This window comes from Streptomyces lincolnensis (genome assembly GCF_001685355.1).
GTDB classification, from domain to species: domain Bacteria; phylum Actinomycetota; class Actinomycetes; order Streptomycetales; family Streptomycetaceae; genus Streptomyces; species Streptomyces lincolnensis.
On the sequence record NZ_CP016438.1, the window covers coordinates 5,088,387 to 5,105,231 of the forward strand.

16 protein-coding genes are annotated in these 16,845 nt (G+C 68.0%); 7 read left to right on the top strand and 9 right to left on the bottom strand.

All coding sequences use genetic code 11. From position 1 onward, the window contains the following. The first annotated feature begins 38 nt into the window (after positions 1-38). Positions 39-371, top strand: a complete 333-nt coding sequence (gene trxA / locus SLINC_RS22635; RefSeq protein WP_003991504.1) for a thioredoxin — start codon at positions 39-41, stop codon at positions 369-371. Between the two features lie 56 nt (positions 372-427). Here the strand turns inward: trxA and SLINC_RS22640 are convergent, their stop codons facing one another. The 9 genes from SLINC_RS22640 to rpmH all read right to left on the bottom strand — a co-directional run bounded on the left by SLINC_RS22640 (position 428) and on the right by rpmH (position 7,333). Next, positions 428-1,045 carry a GNAT family N-acetyltransferase gene (locus tag SLINC_RS22640; RefSeq protein ID WP_067436132.1) on the bottom strand — a complete coding sequence of 206 codons (618 nt, stop codon included), beginning with the start codon at positions 1,043-1,045 and terminating at the stop codon, positions 428-430. Between the two features lie 326 nt (positions 1,046-1,371). Then, entirely contained in the window at positions 1,372-2,466 is a 1,095-nt protein-coding gene (locus SLINC_RS22645) for a ParB/RepB/Spo0J family partition protein (protein ID WP_067436135.1), read from the bottom strand. Beyond that, positions 2,463-3,536, bottom strand: coding sequence for a ParA family protein (locus tag SLINC_RS22650; protein WP_079164665.1), 1,074 nt, complete (start codon positions 3,534-3,536; stop codon positions 2,463-2,465). The genes SLINC_RS22645 and SLINC_RS22650 overlap by 4 nt, the downstream gene beginning before the upstream one ends. A 265-nt stretch (positions 3,537-3,801) precedes the next feature. Then, entirely contained in the window at positions 3,802-4,518 is a 717-nt protein-coding gene (gene rsmG / locus SLINC_RS22655) for a 16S rRNA (guanine(527)-N(7))-methyltransferase RsmG (RefSeq protein ID WP_067436142.1), read from the bottom strand. Between the two features lie 125 nt (positions 4,519-4,643). Further along, positions 4,644-5,156: a Jag family protein gene (locus SLINC_RS22660; RefSeq protein ID WP_067436145.1), complete on the bottom strand. Its 513-nt coding sequence runs from the start codon at positions 5,154-5,156 to the stop codon at positions 4,644-4,646. Between the two features lie 15 nt (positions 5,157-5,171). Beyond that, complete coding sequence (gene yidC, locus SLINC_RS22665) at positions 5,172-6,449, bottom strand: membrane protein insertase YidC (RefSeq protein WP_067436148.1); 1,278 nt, start codon at positions 6,447-6,449, stop codon at positions 5,172-5,174. 3 nt (positions 6,450-6,452) lie between these two features. Further along, the gene (yidD, locus tag SLINC_RS22670) at positions 6,453-6,806 is read right to left on the bottom strand and encodes a membrane protein insertion efficiency factor YidD (protein WP_067436151.1); all 354 of its coding nucleotides are present in this window, start codon (positions 6,804-6,806) and stop codon (positions 6,453-6,455) included. Further along, on the bottom strand, positions 6,803-7,174 hold the full coding sequence (rnpA, locus tag SLINC_RS46110; RefSeq protein WP_079164666.1) for a ribonuclease P protein component: 372 nt from the start codon (positions 7,172-7,174) through the stop codon (positions 6,803-6,805). Before rnpA ends, yidD begins: the two co-directional genes overlap by 4 nt. Before the next feature lie 21 nt (positions 7,175-7,195). Beyond that, the gene (rpmH, locus tag SLINC_RS22680) at positions 7,196-7,333 is read right to left on the bottom strand and encodes a 50S ribosomal protein L34 (protein WP_018846094.1); all 138 of its coding nucleotides are present in this window, start codon (positions 7,331-7,333) and stop codon (positions 7,196-7,198) included. A gap of 385 nt (positions 7,334-7,718) precedes the next feature. Here rpmH and dnaA point away from each other — a divergent pair, with 385 nt between their 5' ends. The 6 genes from dnaA (at position 7,719) to gyrB (ending at position 16,820) form a co-directional block, all read left to right on the top strand. Continuing rightward, positions 7,719-9,677: a chromosomal replication initiator protein DnaA gene (gene dnaA / locus SLINC_RS22685; protein ID WP_079164667.1), complete on the top strand. Its 1,959-nt coding sequence runs from the start codon at positions 7,719-7,721 to the stop codon at positions 9,675-9,677. A gap of 859 nt (positions 9,678-10,536) precedes the next feature. Then, entirely contained in the window at positions 10,537-11,667 is a 1,131-nt protein-coding gene (dnaN, locus tag SLINC_RS22690) for a DNA polymerase III subunit beta (RefSeq protein WP_067436160.1), read from the top strand. Between the two features lie 138 nt (positions 11,668-11,805). Further along, positions 11,806-12,681 (top strand): phosphogluconate dehydrogenase (NAD(+)-dependent, decarboxylating), encoded by an 876-nt coding sequence (gene gnd, locus SLINC_RS22695; RefSeq protein ID WP_067436163.1) that lies wholly within the window; start codon positions 11,806-11,808, stop codon positions 12,679-12,681. Positions 12,682-12,732: 51 nt separating this feature from the next. After that, positions 12,733-13,854, top strand: a complete 1,122-nt coding sequence (gene recF, locus SLINC_RS22700; protein WP_067436166.1) for a DNA replication/repair protein RecF — start codon at positions 12,733-12,735, stop codon at positions 13,852-13,854. Next, the gene (locus SLINC_RS22705) at positions 13,851-14,396 is read left to right on the top strand and encodes a DciA family protein (RefSeq protein WP_067436170.1); all 546 of its coding nucleotides are present in this window, start codon (positions 13,851-13,853) and stop codon (positions 14,394-14,396) included. Before recF ends, SLINC_RS22705 begins: the two co-directional genes overlap by 4 nt. A 375-nt stretch (positions 14,397-14,771) precedes the next feature. After that, positions 14,772-16,820 (top strand): DNA topoisomerase (ATP-hydrolyzing) subunit B, encoded by a 2,049-nt coding sequence (gyrB, locus tag SLINC_RS22710; RefSeq protein ID WP_182449192.1) that lies wholly within the window; start codon positions 14,772-14,774, stop codon positions 16,818-16,820. Positions 16,821-16,845 lie beyond the last annotated feature (25 nt).

Genomic DNA, 16,845 nt, shown 5'->3' on the forward strand with positions numbered 1-16,845 from the left:
ACCCACCCCACCCCGCACAACCATTTAAGGAGCCCGCCGTGGCCGGCACCCTCAAGAACGTGACCGACGACTCCTTCGAGCAGGACGTCCTCAAGAGCGACAAGCCCGTACTGGTGGACTTCTGGGCCGCCTGGTGCGGACCCTGCCGCCAGATCGCGCCGTCGCTCGAGGCGATCGCCGCCGAGTACGGCGACAAGATCGAGGTCGTCAAGCTCAACATCGACGAGAACCCGGGTACGGCCGCCAAGTACGGCGTCATGTCCATCCCGACCCTGAACGTCTACCAGGGTGGCGAGGTCGCGAAGACCATCGTCGGCGCCAAGCCGAAGGCCGCGATCGTCCGTGACCTTGAGGACTTCATCGCCGAGTGACGTTTCACGTGAAACATGAGTGGGGCCGACCCTTTCGGGTCGGCCCCACTCATGTTTCACAGAGGTCGTAGCGCGGGTTCCTTCTGTACCGCTCCCAGAAGCCGGTCCAGCGCCATCTCCACGTCTTCCTTCCAGGAGAGCGTCGTCCGCAGCTCCAGCCTCAGCCGTGGATACGCGGGATGGGGCCGCACGGTCTTGAAGCCCACCGCCAGGAGATGGTCCGCGGGCAGCAGACAGGCGGGCTCCTTCCAGCGTGCGTCCCCGAACGCCTCGATCGCCTTGAAGCCGCGTCGCAGCAGATCCTTGGCCACCGTCTGGACCATCACTCTGCCCAGCCCCTGCCCCTGGTAGCCCGGCATGATGAACGCCGTCATCAGCTGTACCGCGTCGGGGGACACAGGGCTGGTGGGGAATGCCGACGAGCGCGGAACGTACGCCGGAGGGGCGTACAGGACGAAGCCCACCGGTACGTCGTCGACGTAGACGACCCGACCGCAGGATCCCCAGTCCAACAGGACGGCGGAGATCCAGGCCTCTTTCTCCAGAGCGGCGGTTCCCGCCTTTACCGCGGCTTCTCCGCTGACTGGGTCCAACTCCCAGAAGACGCACGCGCGACAGCGCTGGGGAAGGTCCTGAAGGTTGTCCAGCGTGAGCGGTACGAGCCGGCGCCCCATGAAGGCTGTTCCTCGCTTCCTTCGCCCGCCGCGTCGCGGGCGGCCGTCAGAGCATTCCGTTCCCTGAGCAGGCTGCCGACGAACCCGCCGACCGCCCCCAGCCCAAGGCCCGCGCTCACCAGTCCGGTTCGGCTCACCGTTCGCATGGTCCCTGCCTCTCCCCTTCACAGGTCCTGCCGGGTGGATGCGCCATACCCGAACGCATCGTATCCACGAAGCCATTCCGCCGATACCGCCTGAAAGCAAAGGGCGGGCCGTGTCCGGTGCACATCGGACACGGCCCGCCCTGTCAGCCGTTCAAGCGGCTCACCGCGACGCCCGGAGGATCAGTCCTCCGTGTCGTCGGAGTCCTCCAGAAGGCTCTTCTGAAGGACCGGCCCCTCGCCGGGGGCGAGCGAAGTAAGGATTCGCTCCAGGTCCTCCATGGAGGCGAACTCCACGGTGATCTTGCCCTTCTTCTGGCCCAGGTCGACCTTCACCCGCGTCTCGAAGCGGTCCGAGAGCCGCGTGGCGAGATCGGTGAGCGCCGGGGACACCAGGGCACCCGCCCGCGGCCCCTTGGGCCGCTGAGCCTTCTGCGGCCGCGAGCCCATGAGGGTCACGATCTCCTCGACGGCCCGCACCGACAGCCCCTCGGCCACGATCCGATGAGCCAGCCGGTCCTGCTCCTCCGAGTCCTCGACGGAGAGCAGCGCCCGCGCATGTCCCGCCGAGAGCACCCCCGCGGCCACCCGCTTCTGGACCGACGACGACAGCTTCAGCAGACGCAGGGTGTTGGAGACCTGCGGCCGGGAGCGACCGATACGGTCCGCCAGCTGATCGTGCGTGCAGTTGAAGTCCTTCAGCAGCTGGTCGTAGGCCGCGGCCTCCTCCAGCGGGTTCAGCTGGGCACGGTGGAGGTTCTCCAGCAGGGCGTCCAGAAGGAGCTTGTCGTCCTCCGTGGCCCGTACGATCGCCGGAATCGCTTCCAGACCGGCCTCGCGGCAGGCTCGCCACCGCCGCTCGCCCATGATGAGCTCGTAGTGCGTGGGACCGAGCTGCCGTACGACGACGGGCTGGAGGAGACCGACCTCCTTGATGGAGGTGACGAGCTCCTGGAGCGCGTCCTCGTCGAAGACCTCACGGGGCTGCCGCGGGTTCGGCTTGATGAAGTCGAGGGGGATCTCCGCGAAGTGGACCCCCGCGGGAGCCGCGAGCAGATCCGTTCCGTCGGCCGTCGACAGCTCCTCGGCTTCCTGTACAACAGGCGGCAGCGTGGCCACCTTGGCCGCGGCCACGCCGCGGTCGGTCGTCAGGACCGGAACCGCTGTGGGGGACGTCGAGGCGACACCCCCCGCGGCCTGAGCCACCGTCTTCTCCGTCGGGGCAGCAGGGATCAATGCGCCGAGCCCACGGCCCAAACCCCTCCGTCGCTCGCTCACTGGATGCCCTCCACCATGCTCGGGTTGCTCTGGATGCCGATATGCGCCTGCGTCGGGTCGTAGCTGACGCCCACGCCCTTCAGCGCGATTTCTCGTGCCGCCTCAAGATAGGAGAGGGCACCACTCGATCCTGGATCGTAGGTCAGTACCGTCTGCCCGTAGCTCGGCGCCTCGGAGATACGGACCGAGCGAGGGATGCTCGTGCGCAGCACCTCGTCGCCGAAGTGGGTGCGCACCTCCTCGGCGACCTGAGACGCGAGTCGCGTCCGGCCGTCGTACATGGTGAGCAGGATCGTCGATACGTGCAGGGTGGGGTTGAGATGCCCCCGCACCAGGTCCACGTTGCGCAGCAGCTGGCCCAGGCCCTCCAGCGCGTAGTACTCGCACTGGATCGGGATGAGGACCTCGGCACCGGCGACCAACGCGTTGACCGTCAGCAGGCCGAGCGAGGGCGGGCAGTCGATGAGGATGTAGTCCAGGGGGTGTTCGTACGCCTGGATGGCCCGCTGGAGCCGACTCTCACGTGCCACCAGGGAGACCAGCTCGATCTCCGCACCGGCGAGATCGATCGTGGCCGGCGCGCAGAAGAGACCCTCGACATCCGGAACCGGCTGGACGACTTCGGCCAGGGGCTTGCTGTCGATCAGCACGTCGTAGATGGACGGGACTTCGGCGTGATGATCGATACCCAGGGCCGTGGACGCGTTGCCCTGCGGGTCGAGGTCGACCACCAGGACACGGGCGCCGTGCACGGCCAGCGAAGCGGCAAGGTTGACGGTCGTCGTCGTCTTGCCCACCCCGCCCTTCTGGTTGGCGACCACCATGACACGGGTCTGTTCGGGCCGTGGCAGGCCCTCACCGGCACGGCCGAGAGCCTCTACGGCCAGTTGGGCAGCACGACCGATCGGAGTGTCGTCCATCGGGGGCGGTGTTTCACGTGAAACATCGTCCCCCATCGACTCGGTACGGGGACCGGGGACCGGATCGGTCATCGGTCCCGCGATGTTGGCGTCGGACCGCAAGGATTCACTCTCCTCGACTTCAGGCTCGCAATGAACAGAGCCTCCCATGTCTTCGGGGTCGTGAACCAGTGAGGCCTGTTGTTCTGTGGAGAAATCCACCTCTGTGGACAACTCCGTTACCTCTCCGAGTGAACCGAGAGGCCTACGGTCGCGGGGTTCGGCCGCGGCGCGGCCCCGGCTGATGATGCCGTGCAGCAGTGAGCGACGTTTCACGTGAAACACGATGCACAGCTACTGCGGCCGAATCGTTGCGACACTCCGGCATGTATAGGTTTGGCAGCTTGTGTGGAGTACGTCTCGTCGTCAGGACGGATCAGCGACGGCGTCGCGTCCGGCCCGTCCGGGCCGCCTTCGCACGCTTGGCCGCGAAGCGCACACCGCCGGGGCTCTCCCCGACTTCGACGCGCACCACCGTGGACAACGGATCCACGATGCCCTCGCCCACATGGAGGATGGACGTCTCCACCGCGCCGAGCTTGCTCAGGGCCGTTCCCGCCGCCTTCAGTTCTTCCTCGGCGGTGTCTCCCTTGAGTGCCAGCATCTCGCCGTAGGGGCGCAGCAGCGGGACGCCCCAGGCGGCCAGGCGGTCGAGCGGTGCCACCGCCCGGGCCGTCACCACATGCACGGGGGTGATCTTGCCCATGACCTCCTCGGCCCGGCCGCGCATGACCGTCACATGGTCCAGGCCCAGCAGCTCCACGACCTCCGTGAGGAAGGTGGTCCTCCGCAGCAGGGGCTCCAGCAGAGTGATCTTCAGGTCCCCCCGGACGAGCGCCAGGGGGATGCCTGGCAGGCCGGCGCCGGAACCGACATCGCACACCGTCACATTCTCGGGAACGACCTCGGAGAGCACGGCGCAGTTCAGCAGATGCCGCTCCCACAGCCGGGGCACTTCACGCGGGCCGATCAGACCGCGCTGCACACCCGCCTCCGCGAGCAGCTCCGCATAGCGAACCGCGTCCGCGAAGCGATCACCGAAGACCTCGCGCGCCTGCTCGGGCGCGGGGGGAAGCTCCGCTGCCTCCGTCACGGGGGACCGTCCTTCCGTACGGCGTCGGCGCACAGGGACACCGATGCCAGAACCACCAGAACTATCAGGCTGACAAAGTTCGGCCCCGTCTGCGCTACAGACGGGGCCGGTGGAACGTAAGTGGATCAGGCGGGGAGCACAACGACGAAGCGCTGCGGCTCCTCGCCCTCGGACTCACTGCGCAGGCCGGCGGCCTTGACCGCGTCGTGCACGACCTTGCGCTCGAAGGGAGTCATCGGCTTGAGTTTGACGGACTCACCGGTGTTCTTGACGTCGGCCGCGGCCTTGGCGCCCAGCTCGGACAGCTCGGCGCGCTTGTTGGCGCGGTAGCCCGCGATGTCCAGCATCAGACGGCTGCGGTCGCCGGTCTCCCGGTGCACGGCCAGGCGGGTGAGCTCCTGGAGGGCTTCCAGTACCTCGCCGTCGCGGCCCACCAACTTCTGGAGGTCACGGCCGCCCGCGTCGCTGACGATCGACACAGCGGCGCGGTCGGCCTCGACGTCCATGTCGATGTCGCCGTCGAGGTCGGCGATGTCCAGCAGACCTTCGAGGTAGTCCGCCGCGATCTCACCCTCCTGCTCCAGGCGGGTGAGGGTGTCTGCACCCTCGGCAGCGGCGGAGGTGGTGCCTTCCGTCACGGGATGGACTCCTTCTTACTTCTTGGACGGGGACTTGGGCCGCTGCGGACCCTTGCGCTGTCCGGACTGGGCCTTGCTGCGGGTACCGGAGGCGGGCTTCGAGGCACCCTTGCCGGAAGCGGCGGGCTTGGCGTCCTCGGGCTCGTCGGTCTTCTTCAGCGACGTGGGCTCGCCGGCGGTCTTCGGAGCGCCCACGGCGGTACCGGACTGACGCTGGGACTTGCTCTGCCGCTTGGGCTGCTGGCGCTTCGGAGCGGCCGCGCTGGTCGGCGTGCCGTCCTCGGTCTGGGCGGTGGCCTGGACCTCGCTCTTGATCACCGTGCCGTCGGGCTGGGCCGCGAGGCCCGCCTTGTTCAGACCGTTGATGAACTTGCGCTCGAACTCGTTGCGGTCGCGGCCCTTGGCCACGATGGCCTTGACGATGGCCTTCTCACCGCGGCTGCGGGTCTTGCCGTGGTGCGTCACGTGCTTGTACAGGCGCTCCAGGTACGAGGCCTGGGCCTTGGAACCCGGGGTCGGGTTGTTGTGGATGACGTACATCTGCTGGCCCATGGTCCACACGTTGGTGGTCAGCCAGTAGACGAGGACACCGACCGGGAAGTTGATGCCGAAGACGGCGAACATGACCGGGAAGACGTACATCAGCATCTTCTGCTGCTGCATGAACGGCGTCTTCACCGTGGTGTCGACGTTCTTCGTCATCAGCTGGCGCTGCGTGTAGAACTGCGACGCCGACATCAGGACGATCATGACCGCGGTGACGATGCGGACCGTGGTCAGCGAGGCCTCGAGGGCCGCGACGTCCGAGGAGCTGTCGGTGAACTTCGCCGCCAACGGGGCGCCGAAGATGTGCGCCTTCTGCGCGCTGTCCAGCAGGCTCTGGTTGATCGAGCCGATGGTCTCGTTGTTCGCGATGCTGTTGAGCACGTGGTACAGCGCGAAGAAGAACGGCGACTGCGCCAGGATGGGAAGGCACGAGGAGAGCGGGTTGGTACCCGTCTCCTTGTACAGCTTCATCATCTCTTCGGACTGGCGCTGCTTGTCGTTCTTGTAGCGCTCCTGGATCTTCTTCATCTCGGGCTGAAGCGTCTGCATCGCCCGGGTCGCCTTGATCTGCTTCACGAAGAGCGGGATCAGGCAGATACGGATCAGAATCACCAGGGACACGATGGACAGGCCCCAGGCCCAACCGGAGTCGTCGCCGAAGAGGGCGCCGTACACCTTGTGGAACTGGACGATGACCCAGGAGACAGGTGTCGTGATGAAGCTGAAGAAGCTGGCAATCGTGTCCACTAATCATGCTCCTTGGGCATGGGACGGGGTCTCTGCGGCCGGGCTCGAAGGAGCCTGCCCCTCGGTGGCCGGTTCGGCGGAGGAGGGCCCGCCCTTGCGTGCACGCCAGGCGTTACGCAACATTTCGTGCCACCGCGGACGCTTGCGCGGCGGGACATGGTCCACGCCGCCCAGCGACCACGGATTGCATCGCAGGATGCGCCAGGCCGTGAGTGCCGTTCCCTTGACCGCACCATGACGGTCGATGGCCTGGAAGCCGTAGTGGGAGCACGACGGGTAGTACTTGCACACCGGCCCGAGCAACGGGCTGATGGTCCACTGGTACAGCTTGATCAGCGCCAGCAGCGGGTACTTCATCGCGCGCCCCCTCCCAGCAGCCGCTCGATGGCGGCATCCAGGTCTCGGGCCAGTTGTGCGTGGTCGGCGTCGCCCGCACCGGGCAGCGCTCGTACGACTACCAGGCTACCGGGGGGCAGCTGGGCGATTCGATCGCGCATCAGATGGCGAAGCCTGCGCTTCACCTTGTTGCGCACCACCGCACCCCCCACGGCCTTGCTGACGACGAAACCCGCACGTGTCGGGGGAGCGCTCTCCCCAGGCGCGTGCGGGTTCGTGGCACCGCTACGAAGATGGACGACGAGAGACGGGCGGCCAGCCCGACGACCCCGTCGTACCGCGGTCGCGAAGTCCTCGCGCCGCCTCAGCCGATGCTCGGTAGGCAGCACGACGTCATGACCTGATCGGGATCAGGCGGACAGGTTGGCGCGACCCTTGCTGCGACGGTTCGCGAGAATCGCGCGGCCGGCACGGGTGCGCATCCGCAGGCGGAAGCCGTGGGTCTTCGCGCGGCGGCGGTTGTTCGGCTGGAAGGTGCGCTTGCTCACTCGGGGGCTCCAGAAATAAATCGGTGGTTGCGGGGTGCCGTCCTGGCTGTCACCGTGCGCCCACGAGTAGCTCGCAGTAACGCCCGAGTGCACCGCTTCCCGATCACCCGATCGCGATCTGTGCCCATCGGAGGCAGGCGGCAGCAGCCATCGACAACTCGACCTGGTTACGGTACGCGCGGCTGCGCCATCCGGTCAAACCAGCGGTCAGCGGGAGACACTATCCACAGCCTGGGGACAACAACTTGAACCGCACCCATCGCCCTGACTACCGTGGCTGGACTCCCGTTCGTTCCTCTGACCCCCTCGTTTTGGGCTCCACCCCATTTGAATCCCTACCCGTCCCGAACCACACGTTCGTGGGACCCGTGAGAGAGCGTGCCCTGTGGCTGACGTACCTGCCGATCTTGCCGCAGTGTGGCCACGAGTACTGGAGCACCTACTGGGTGAGGGCCGCGGACAGGGGGTGGAGAGCAAGGACGAGCGCTGGATCCGCCGCTGCCAGCCGCTCGCGCTCGTCGCGGACACCGCCCTGCTCGCCGTTCCGAACGAATTTGCGAAGGGCGTACTGGAGGGCCGCCTGGCCCCGGTGGTCAGCGAGGCGCTGACCCGTGAGTGCGGTCGGCCGATCCGTATCGCGATCACCGTCGACGACTCCGCGGGCGAGCCCCCGGCCCCGTCGGCGCCCCCGGCCCGGCCCCAGTCCCGCTACGAGGAGCCCGAGCACCCGCCGTCCCCCTACGAGGGATACGGCCGCCACCGCGCCGACGACCAACGGCCCGACTACGACCAGCCGCGCCCCGGCCCCCAGGGCGACCACCAGCCCCGCGCCGACCAGCTGCCGACCGCCCGCCCCGCCTACCCCGGTGAGTACCAGCGCCCGGAACCCGGCGCCTGGCCCCGTTCCCCGCAGCAGGACGACTACGGCTGGCAGCAGCCGCGGCTCGGCTTCCCGGAACGCGACCCGTACGCGTCGCCCTCCCAGGACTCCTACGGTTCGCCGCCGCAGGACCAGTACGGGGCACCGCCCCAGGACTCCTACGGGCAGGACTACCGCCCGCAGTCGATGGAGCGCCCGTCGTACGACTCCCAGCGGCCCGACTACGACAAGCCGCGCCCCGATTACGACCAGCGGCCGGACTACGACAAGCCCCGCTCCGACTACGACCAGCGTGACGTGCGGCGTGAGCTCCCGGAGCAGCCGTCCGGACACGTCCATCGGGGCGGCCCCGTCGGCTCGGCGCTGCCCACCACCGGAGCCCCCGGCCCGCTGGCCGCGAAGCCCGCGCCGGCGACCGGCCCCGGTGAGCCGACCGCGCGCCTGAACCCGAAGTACCTCTTCGACACGTTCGTCATCGGCGCCTCCAACCGCTTCGCGCACGCGGCCGCCGTGGCGGTCGCCGAGGCGCCGGCGAAGGCGTACAACCCCCTCTTCATCTACGGGGAGTCCGGGCTCGGCAAAACGCACCTGCTGCACGCGATCGGGCACTACGCGCGCAGCCTCTACCCGGGCACGCGGGTGCGGTACGTGAGCTCGGAGGAGTTCACCAACGAGTTCATCAACTCCATCCGCGACGGCAAGGGCGACAGCTTCCGCAAGCGCTACCGCGAGATGGACATCCTGCTCGTCGACGACATCCAGTTCCTGGCGGACAAGGAGTCGACGCAGGAGGAGTTCTTCCACACCTTCAACACGCTCCACAACGCCAACAAGCAGATCGTGCTGTCCTCCGACCGGCCGCCGAAGCAGCTGGTCACGCTGGAGGACCGGCTGCGGAACCGTTTCGAGTGGGGTCTGATCACCGACGTCCAGCCGCCCGAGCTGGAGACGCGGATCGCGATCCTGCGCAAGAAGGCGGTCCAGGAGCAGCTCAACGCCCCGCCGGAGGTACTGGAGTTCATCGCCTCCCGGATCTCGCGCAACATCCGCGAGCTGGAGGGGGCGCTGATCCGGGTGACGGCGTTCGCGTCGCTCAACCGGCAGCCGGTGGACCTGGGCCTGACGGAGATCGTCCTGAAGGACCTGATCCCCGGCGGCGAGGACTCGGCCCCCGAGATCACCTCGACGGCCATCATGGCCGCCACCGCCGACTACTTCGGTCTCACGATCGAGGACCTGTGCGGCACCTCCCGCGGCCGCGCGCTGGTGACGGCCCGGCAGATCGCGATGTACCTGTGCCGCGAGCTGACGGACCTCTCCCTGCCCAAGATCGGCGCCCTGTTCGGCGGCCGCGACCACACCACGGTCATGCACGCCGACCGCAAGATCCGCAATCTGATGGCCGAGCGGCGCTCGATCTACAACCAGGTGACGGAGCTGACGAACCGCATCAAGAACGGCTGATCGCGACAGCCTGACGACGACGAAGGGCGCCCCGGGACGAGTTCCCCGGGGCGCCCTTCGTCGTCCCGGGGTCTCCCGCTGTTCGATTACCTGCCGCGTTACGGCCTCTCTCCACAGATTCGGCGACTTTTTCCCGTCCACACCCTGGGGACCGGGAAGTTGTCCAGATCGCGTCCACAGGCGCTCCCGTCGAGAGACCATCGGGCGAGGTCAGGTGGCTGTGGATTCGTGGACGAAGGATCTCCACAGCTTGTGGACAGCGCGGTGATCCACAAGCTGTGCACGAAGTTGTCCACCGACAACCCACAGGCTGAGGGCGGTTGTCCCCAGCGATCACCAGCTTCTCCACATCCCTGTCCACTGTTCGGCAACGCGACGCGCCTGATCACCGGGTCGAGTGAAAGGCGTCACACGAAGGTGCCGGGTTGGCCTGTGGGAAAGGTGGGTAAAGCTGGGGACGACGTTGGGGAGAAGTCGCCTCGCCCTGTGCACGGGGTGTGCAGAACTTTCTGTTCTCCACAGAGAACCCCGGTTGTCCACCGCCTCCGCCCACAGGGCCAGTGGACAAAATTTCCGGTCTGACCTGCGAAAACGCGGTTATCCACGGTATCCACAGCCCCTACTACTACTGACAACTAGAGAGAGCTGGGAATCCGTTTCGAAGTGGGGCCTGTGCACAACTCGCCGTCCGGCCCTCGGCTGCCCCTCGTCACGACTTGACCCCGAGAGGCACCTACTGTCAGTGGGGTGCGTCAGACTGTTCCCCGGCGTCCTTCCCCGCATCGGGGCCGACGACACCGAGACAGACGACGAAGCCAGGCAGGCCGAGAAGCGCCGGCAACAGCAGGAGGCGGCAACAGTGAAGATCCGGGTGGAACGCGACGTACTCGCGGAGGCAGTGGCCTGGGCGGCTCGCAGCCTCCCGGCCCGTCCGCCGGCGCCTGTCCTCGCCGGCCTCCTGCTGAAGGCCGAGGAGGGCCAGCTGAGCCTCTCCAGCTTCGACTACGAGGTCTCCGCACGGGTGTCCGTCGAGGCCGAGGTCGAGGAGGAGGGCACGGTCCTGGTCTCCGGCCGCCTGCTCGCCGACATCTGCCGAGCTCTCCCCAACCGCCCGGTGGAGATTTCCACAGACGGTGTACGGGCGACGGTGGTCTGCGGCTCCTCCCGGTTCACACTCCACACCCTGCCTGTGGAGGAGTACCCGGCACTGCCCCAGATGCCGACCGCGACCGGCACCGTCCCCGGTGAGGTCTTCGCCTCCGCCGCCGCCCAGGTGGCCATCGCCGCCGGCCGCGACGACACGCTGCCGGTCCTGACCGGTGTGCGCATCGAGATCGAGGGCGACACCGTCACGCTGGCCTCCACCGACCGCTACCGCTTCGCGGTCCGCGAGTTCCTGTGGAAGCCGGAGAACCCCGAGGCGTCCGCAGTGGCCCTGGTGCCCGCCAAGACGCTCCTGGACACCGCCAAGGCGCTCACGAGCGGCGACAGCGTCACCCTGGCGCTCTCCGGCTCCGGCGCGGGTGAGGGCCTGATCGGTTTCGAGGGCGCCGGCCGTCGTACGACGACCCGCCTCCTGGAGGGCGACCTCCCGAAGTACCGCTCGCTGTTCCCGACGGAGTTCAACTCCATCGCCGTGATCGAGACCGCCCCCTTCGTGGAGGCCGTCAAGCGTGTGGCGCTGGTCGCCGAGCGCAACACCCCGGTGCGGCTCAGCTTCGAGCAGGGCGTGCTGATCCTGGAGGCCGGTTCCAGCGACGACGCACAGGCTGTGGAAAGGGTCGACGCCCAGCTGGAGGGCGACGACGTCTCGATCGCCTTCAACCCGACCTTCCTGCTGGACGGCCTGAGCGCCATCGACTCCCCGGTGGCCCAGCTGTCGTTCACGACGTCGACGAAGCCCGCGCTGCTGAGCGGCAAGCCCGCGCTGGACGCCGAGGCGGACGAGGCCTACAAGTACCTGATCATGCCGGTGCGGCTCAGCGGCTGACGGCTCCCTTCGGAGAACCCGCAGGTCGGGGCGTACGTTTGAGCGCGTATGCCCACAGGTGTGCGTGAGCGTCCGGGTTTAGGCTCGGACGTGGGTACGAAAGTGCCTCACACGCCACAGCAACCTAAGGAACAACTGATGGAGCTCGGTCTCGTCGGCCTCGGCAAGATGGGCGGCAACATGCGCGAGCGGATCCGCCGCGCGGGCCACACCGTCGTCGGATACGACCGCAACCCGGAACTCGCGGATGTCCACAGCCTCGAAGAGCTTGTGGGCAAGCTCAAGGGCCCGCGGGTCGTGTGGGTGATGGTCCCGGCCGGCGGTCCGACCCAGGCGACCGTCGACGAGCTGGCCGAACTTCTGGAGCCTGGTGACGTCGTCGTGGACGGCGGCAACTCCCGCTGGACGGACGACGAGAAGCACGCCGAGGAGCTGGCAGCCAAGGGCATCGGCTTCGTCGACTGCGGTGTCTCCGGCGGCGTCTGGGGCCTGGAGAACGGCTACGCGCTGATGTACGGCGGCGACGCGGAGAACGTCGCCAAGGTGCAGCCGGTCTTCGACGCCCTCAAGCCCGAGGGCGACCTCGGAGCGGTGCACGCCGGCAAGGTCGGCGCCGGCCACTTCGCGAAGATGGTCCACAACGGCATCGAGTACGCGATGATGCAGGCCTACGCCGAGGGCTGGGAGCTGCTGGAGAAGGTCGACTCCGTGACCGACGTCCGGGAGGTCTTCCGCTCCTGGCAGGAGGGCACGGTCATCCGTTCCTGGCTGCTGGATCTCGCGGTGAACGCCCTCGACGAGGACGAGCACCTCGACAGGCTGAAGGGTTTTGCACAGGACTCCGGCGAGGGACGCTGGACTGTGGAAGCCGCCATCGACCACGCCGTGCCGCTGCCCGCGATCACGGCCTCCCTCTTCGCGAGGTTCGCCTCGCGCCAGGAGGACTCTCCGCAGATGAAGATGATCGCGGCGCTGCGCAACCAGTTCGGCGGCCACGCGGTCGAGAAGAAGTAATCCACAGGACTGCTCGGCGGTCCACAAGCTGGGGGAGGTCGCCGCCCGACCATGCACGTCACGCATCTGTCGCTGGCCGACTTCCGCTCGTACGCCCGGGTTGAAGTGCCGCTCGACCCGGGCGTCACCGCCTTCGTGGGCCCCAACGGGCAGGGCAAGACGAACCTGGTCGAGGCGGTCGGCTACCTCGCCACCCTCGGCAGCCACCGGGTCTCCTCCGACGCCCCGCTGGTCCGTATGGGCGCCGACCGGGCCATCGTCCGGGCGCAGGTCAGGCAGGGCGAGCGGCAGCAGCTGATCGAGCTGGAGCTGAACCCGGGCCGGGCCAACCGCGCCCGGATCAACAGGTCCTCGCAGGTCAGGCCGCGTGACGTCCTGGGGATCGTGCGGACCGTGCTGTTCGCCCCCGAGGACCTGGCCCTGGTGAAGGGCGACCCCGGGGAGCGGCGCCGCTTCCTCGACGAGCTGATCACCGCCCGCTCCCCGCGCATGGCCGGCGTGCGCTCCGACTACGAGCGTGTGCTGAAGCAGCGCAACACCCTCCTGAAGTCGGCCGCGCTCGCCCGACGGCACGGCGGCCGCTCCATGGACATGTCCACCCTCGACATCTGGGACCAGCACCTCGCGCGCGTAGGCTCCGAACTGCTCGCCCAGCGGCTCGACCTGATCGCCGCGCTCCAGCCGCTCGCCGACAAGGCGTACGAGCAACTGGCCCCCGGCGGCGGCCCGGTCGCCCTCGACTACAAGCCGTCCGCGCCGGGCGAGGCCCACACGCGCGACGACCTCTACGAGCAGTTGACGGCCGCGCTCGCCGAGGCGCGCAAGCAGGAGATCGAGCGGGGCGTCACCCTCGTGGGACCGCATCGGGACGACGTGCTGCTCAAGCTGGGCCAGCTGCCCGCCAAGGGGTACGCCTCGCACGGGGAGTCGTGGTCCTACGCGCTCGCGCTGCGGCTGGCCTCCTACGACCTGCTGCGGGCCGAGGGGAACGAGCCGGTGCTCGTCCTCGACGACGTCTTCGCCGAGCTGGACACCCGGCGGCGCGAGCGGCTGGCCGAGCTGGTCGCGCCCGGCGAGCAGGTCCTGGTCACCGCCGCGGTCGACGACGACGTACCGCACGTGCTGACGGGGACGCGGTTCACGGTGGCCGACGGGGCGGTGGAGCGCGCATGAGCGCCGACGAGCCCCCGGCCGACGGTCCCGGCAAGGCCCCCGAACCCTCCGGCGTCGACCTCGCGCGCGTGGCGCTGCGGGCGGCTAAGGAACAGGCACGCGCGCGTGGGGACGCGGCACAGCAGAAGAAGCAGGCGCGCCGTGGCGGCGGCCTGCGCTCCGGCGCGCGCGCCGACGGCCGCGACCCCATGGCGCTCGGCTCCGCCATCAACCGGCTGATCACCGAGCGCGGCTGGGAGACGCCGGCCGCGGTGGGCGGGGTGATGGGCCGCTGGCCGCAGATCGTCGGCGAGGACGTCGCCAAGCACTGTGTGCCGGAGACGTACAACGAGGACGAGCGGGTGCTCGTCGTGCGCTGCGACTCCACGGCCTGGGCGACGAACCTGCGCCTGCTCGCGCCGCAGCTGGTCGCCCGTCTCAACCAGGACCTCGGGCACGGCGCGGTGACGCTGATCAAGGTGCAGGGCCCCAGCGGTCCTGCCCGTCGTTACGGCCCTCTGAGGGCTCCCGGCAGCGGTCGGTCCGACGACGCTTACGGGTGACTTACATCACGTCTGTTCCGCGTGGGCGGCTCCGCCGTGCCACTGCACGCGGTTGCGAATTTCGACCTGACTCCCAAGTAGCAAAGGGTTGACAGCCGAAAGCGCTGAGTGCCTCCGTGAGCCTCTTGGAGCACCGCTCCGTATATGGGGACCCGGAAGACGCCGGTTGAGGGCGCCACATGAGGACTCAGGTACCGGCAAACCCCCATCACTGTCGGCGCTACCGGTAGACTGGAAGCTAATCCCGCCCCATTCGTGGGGACCGTCCGGGACAAGCTGAGCAACGCTGATCAAGGCTTACCAACGCAACATGCCGCAGCCGCTCCGGCAACCCGCCGACGAGCCCGGCTCGTGCTGTGCCAGAAAGGGCGCTTCGTGGCCGATTCCGGCAACCCCAACGAGAACATCCCGTCCACCGACGCTGCGGCGATCTCGTCGAACGGCGAGGTCACAGCCTCGTACGACGCCAGTGCCATCACCGTCCTCGAGGGTCTGGACGCGGTCCGCAAGCGACCCGGTATGTACATCGGCTCAACAGGTGAGCGCGGTCTGCACCACCTGGTCCAGGAGGTCGTCGACAACTCGGTCGACGAGGCGCTGGCCGGTCACGCGGACACCATCGACGTCACGATCCTCGCCGACGGCGGCGTACGCGTCATCGACAACGGCCGTGGCATCCCGGTCGGCATCGTCCCCTCCGAGGGCAAGCCGGCCGTCGAGGTCGTGCTGACGGTCCTGCACGCGGGCGGAAAGTTCGGTGGCGGCGGCTACGCGGTCTCCGGCGGTCTGCACGGCGTGGGTGTCTCCGTCGTGAACGCCCTGTCGACCAAGGTGTCCGTCGAGATCAAGACCGACGGCCACCGCTGGACGCAGGACTACAAGTTGGGCGTCCCGACGGCCCCGCTGGCCCAGCACGAGGCCACGGACGAGCACGGCACCACGGTCACCTTCTGGGCCGACCCGGACATCTTCGAGACCACCGACTACTCCTTCGAGACGCTGTCACGGCGCTTCCAGGAGATGGCGTTCCTCAACAAGGGTCTGCGGATCAACCTCACCGACGAGCGCGAGTCGGCGAAGGCCACCGCCGGCGCGGACGAGGCGGGCGAGGACGAGAAGCACGAGGTCAAGCACGTCTCGTACCACTACGAGGGCGGCATCGTCGACTTCGTGAAGTACCTCAACTCCCGCAAGGGAGACGTGGTGCACCCCACCGTGATCGACCTTGAGGCGGAGGACAAGGACAGGAGCCTGTCCCTCGAACTCGCCATGCAGTGGAACGGTGGCTACACCGAGGGCGTGTACTCCTTCGCCAACATCATCCACACGCACGAGGGCGGCACGCACGAAGAGGGCTTCCGGGCCGCGCTGACCTCGCTGATCAACAAGTACGCGCGCGACAAGAAGCTGCTGCGGGAGAAGGACGACAACCTCACGGGTGACGACATCCGCGAGGGTCTGACCGCGATCATCTCGGTGAAGCTGAGTGAACCGCAGTTCGAGGGCCAGACGAAGACCAAGCTGGGCAACACCGAGGTGAAGACCTTCGTCCAGAAGGTCGTCTACGAGCACCTCAACGACTGGCTGGACCGCAACCCGAACGAGGCCGCGGACATCATCCGCAAGGGCATCCAGGCGGCCACCGCGCGCGTGGCGGCCCGCAAGGCCCGTGACCTCACCCGCCGCAAGGGTCTGCTGGAGACGGCCTCCCTTCCGGGCAAGCTCTCCGACTGCCAGTCGAACGACCCCACCAAGTGCGAGATCTTCATCGTCGAGGGTGACTCCGCCGGCGGCTCGGCCAAGTCCGGCCGCAACCCCGAGTACCAGGCGATCCTCCCGATCCGCGGCAAGATCCTGAACGTCGAGAAGGCGCGGATCGACAAGATCCTCCAGAACCAGGAGATCCAGGCGCTGATCTCGGCCTTCGGTACCGGAGTCCACGAGGACTTCGACATCGAGAAGCTGCGCTATCACAAGATCATCCTGATGGCGGACGCCGACGTCGACGGCCAGCACATCAGCACCCTGCTGCTGACCTTCCTGTTCCGCTTCATGCGGCCGCTGGTCGAGGCCGGGCACGTGTTCCTGTCCCGCCCCCCGCTCTACAAGATCAAGTGGGGCCGGGACGAGGTGGAGTACGCGTACTCCGACCGCGAGCGCGACGCGCTGATCGAGCTGGGCCGCCAGCGCGGCAAGCGCATCCGCGAGGACTCGATCCAGCGCTTCAAGGGTCTCGGCGAGATGAACGCCGAGGAACTGCGCATCACGACCATGGACCAGGAGCACCGCGTCCTCGGTCAGGTCACCCTCGACGACGCCGCCCAGGCCGACGACCTGTTCTCGGTCCTGATGGGCGAGGACGTCGAGGCGCGCCGCCAGTTCATCCAGCGCAACGCCAAGGACGTCCGCTTCCTCGACATCTGAGTCGGTCTCAGCTGACCGCACCAGG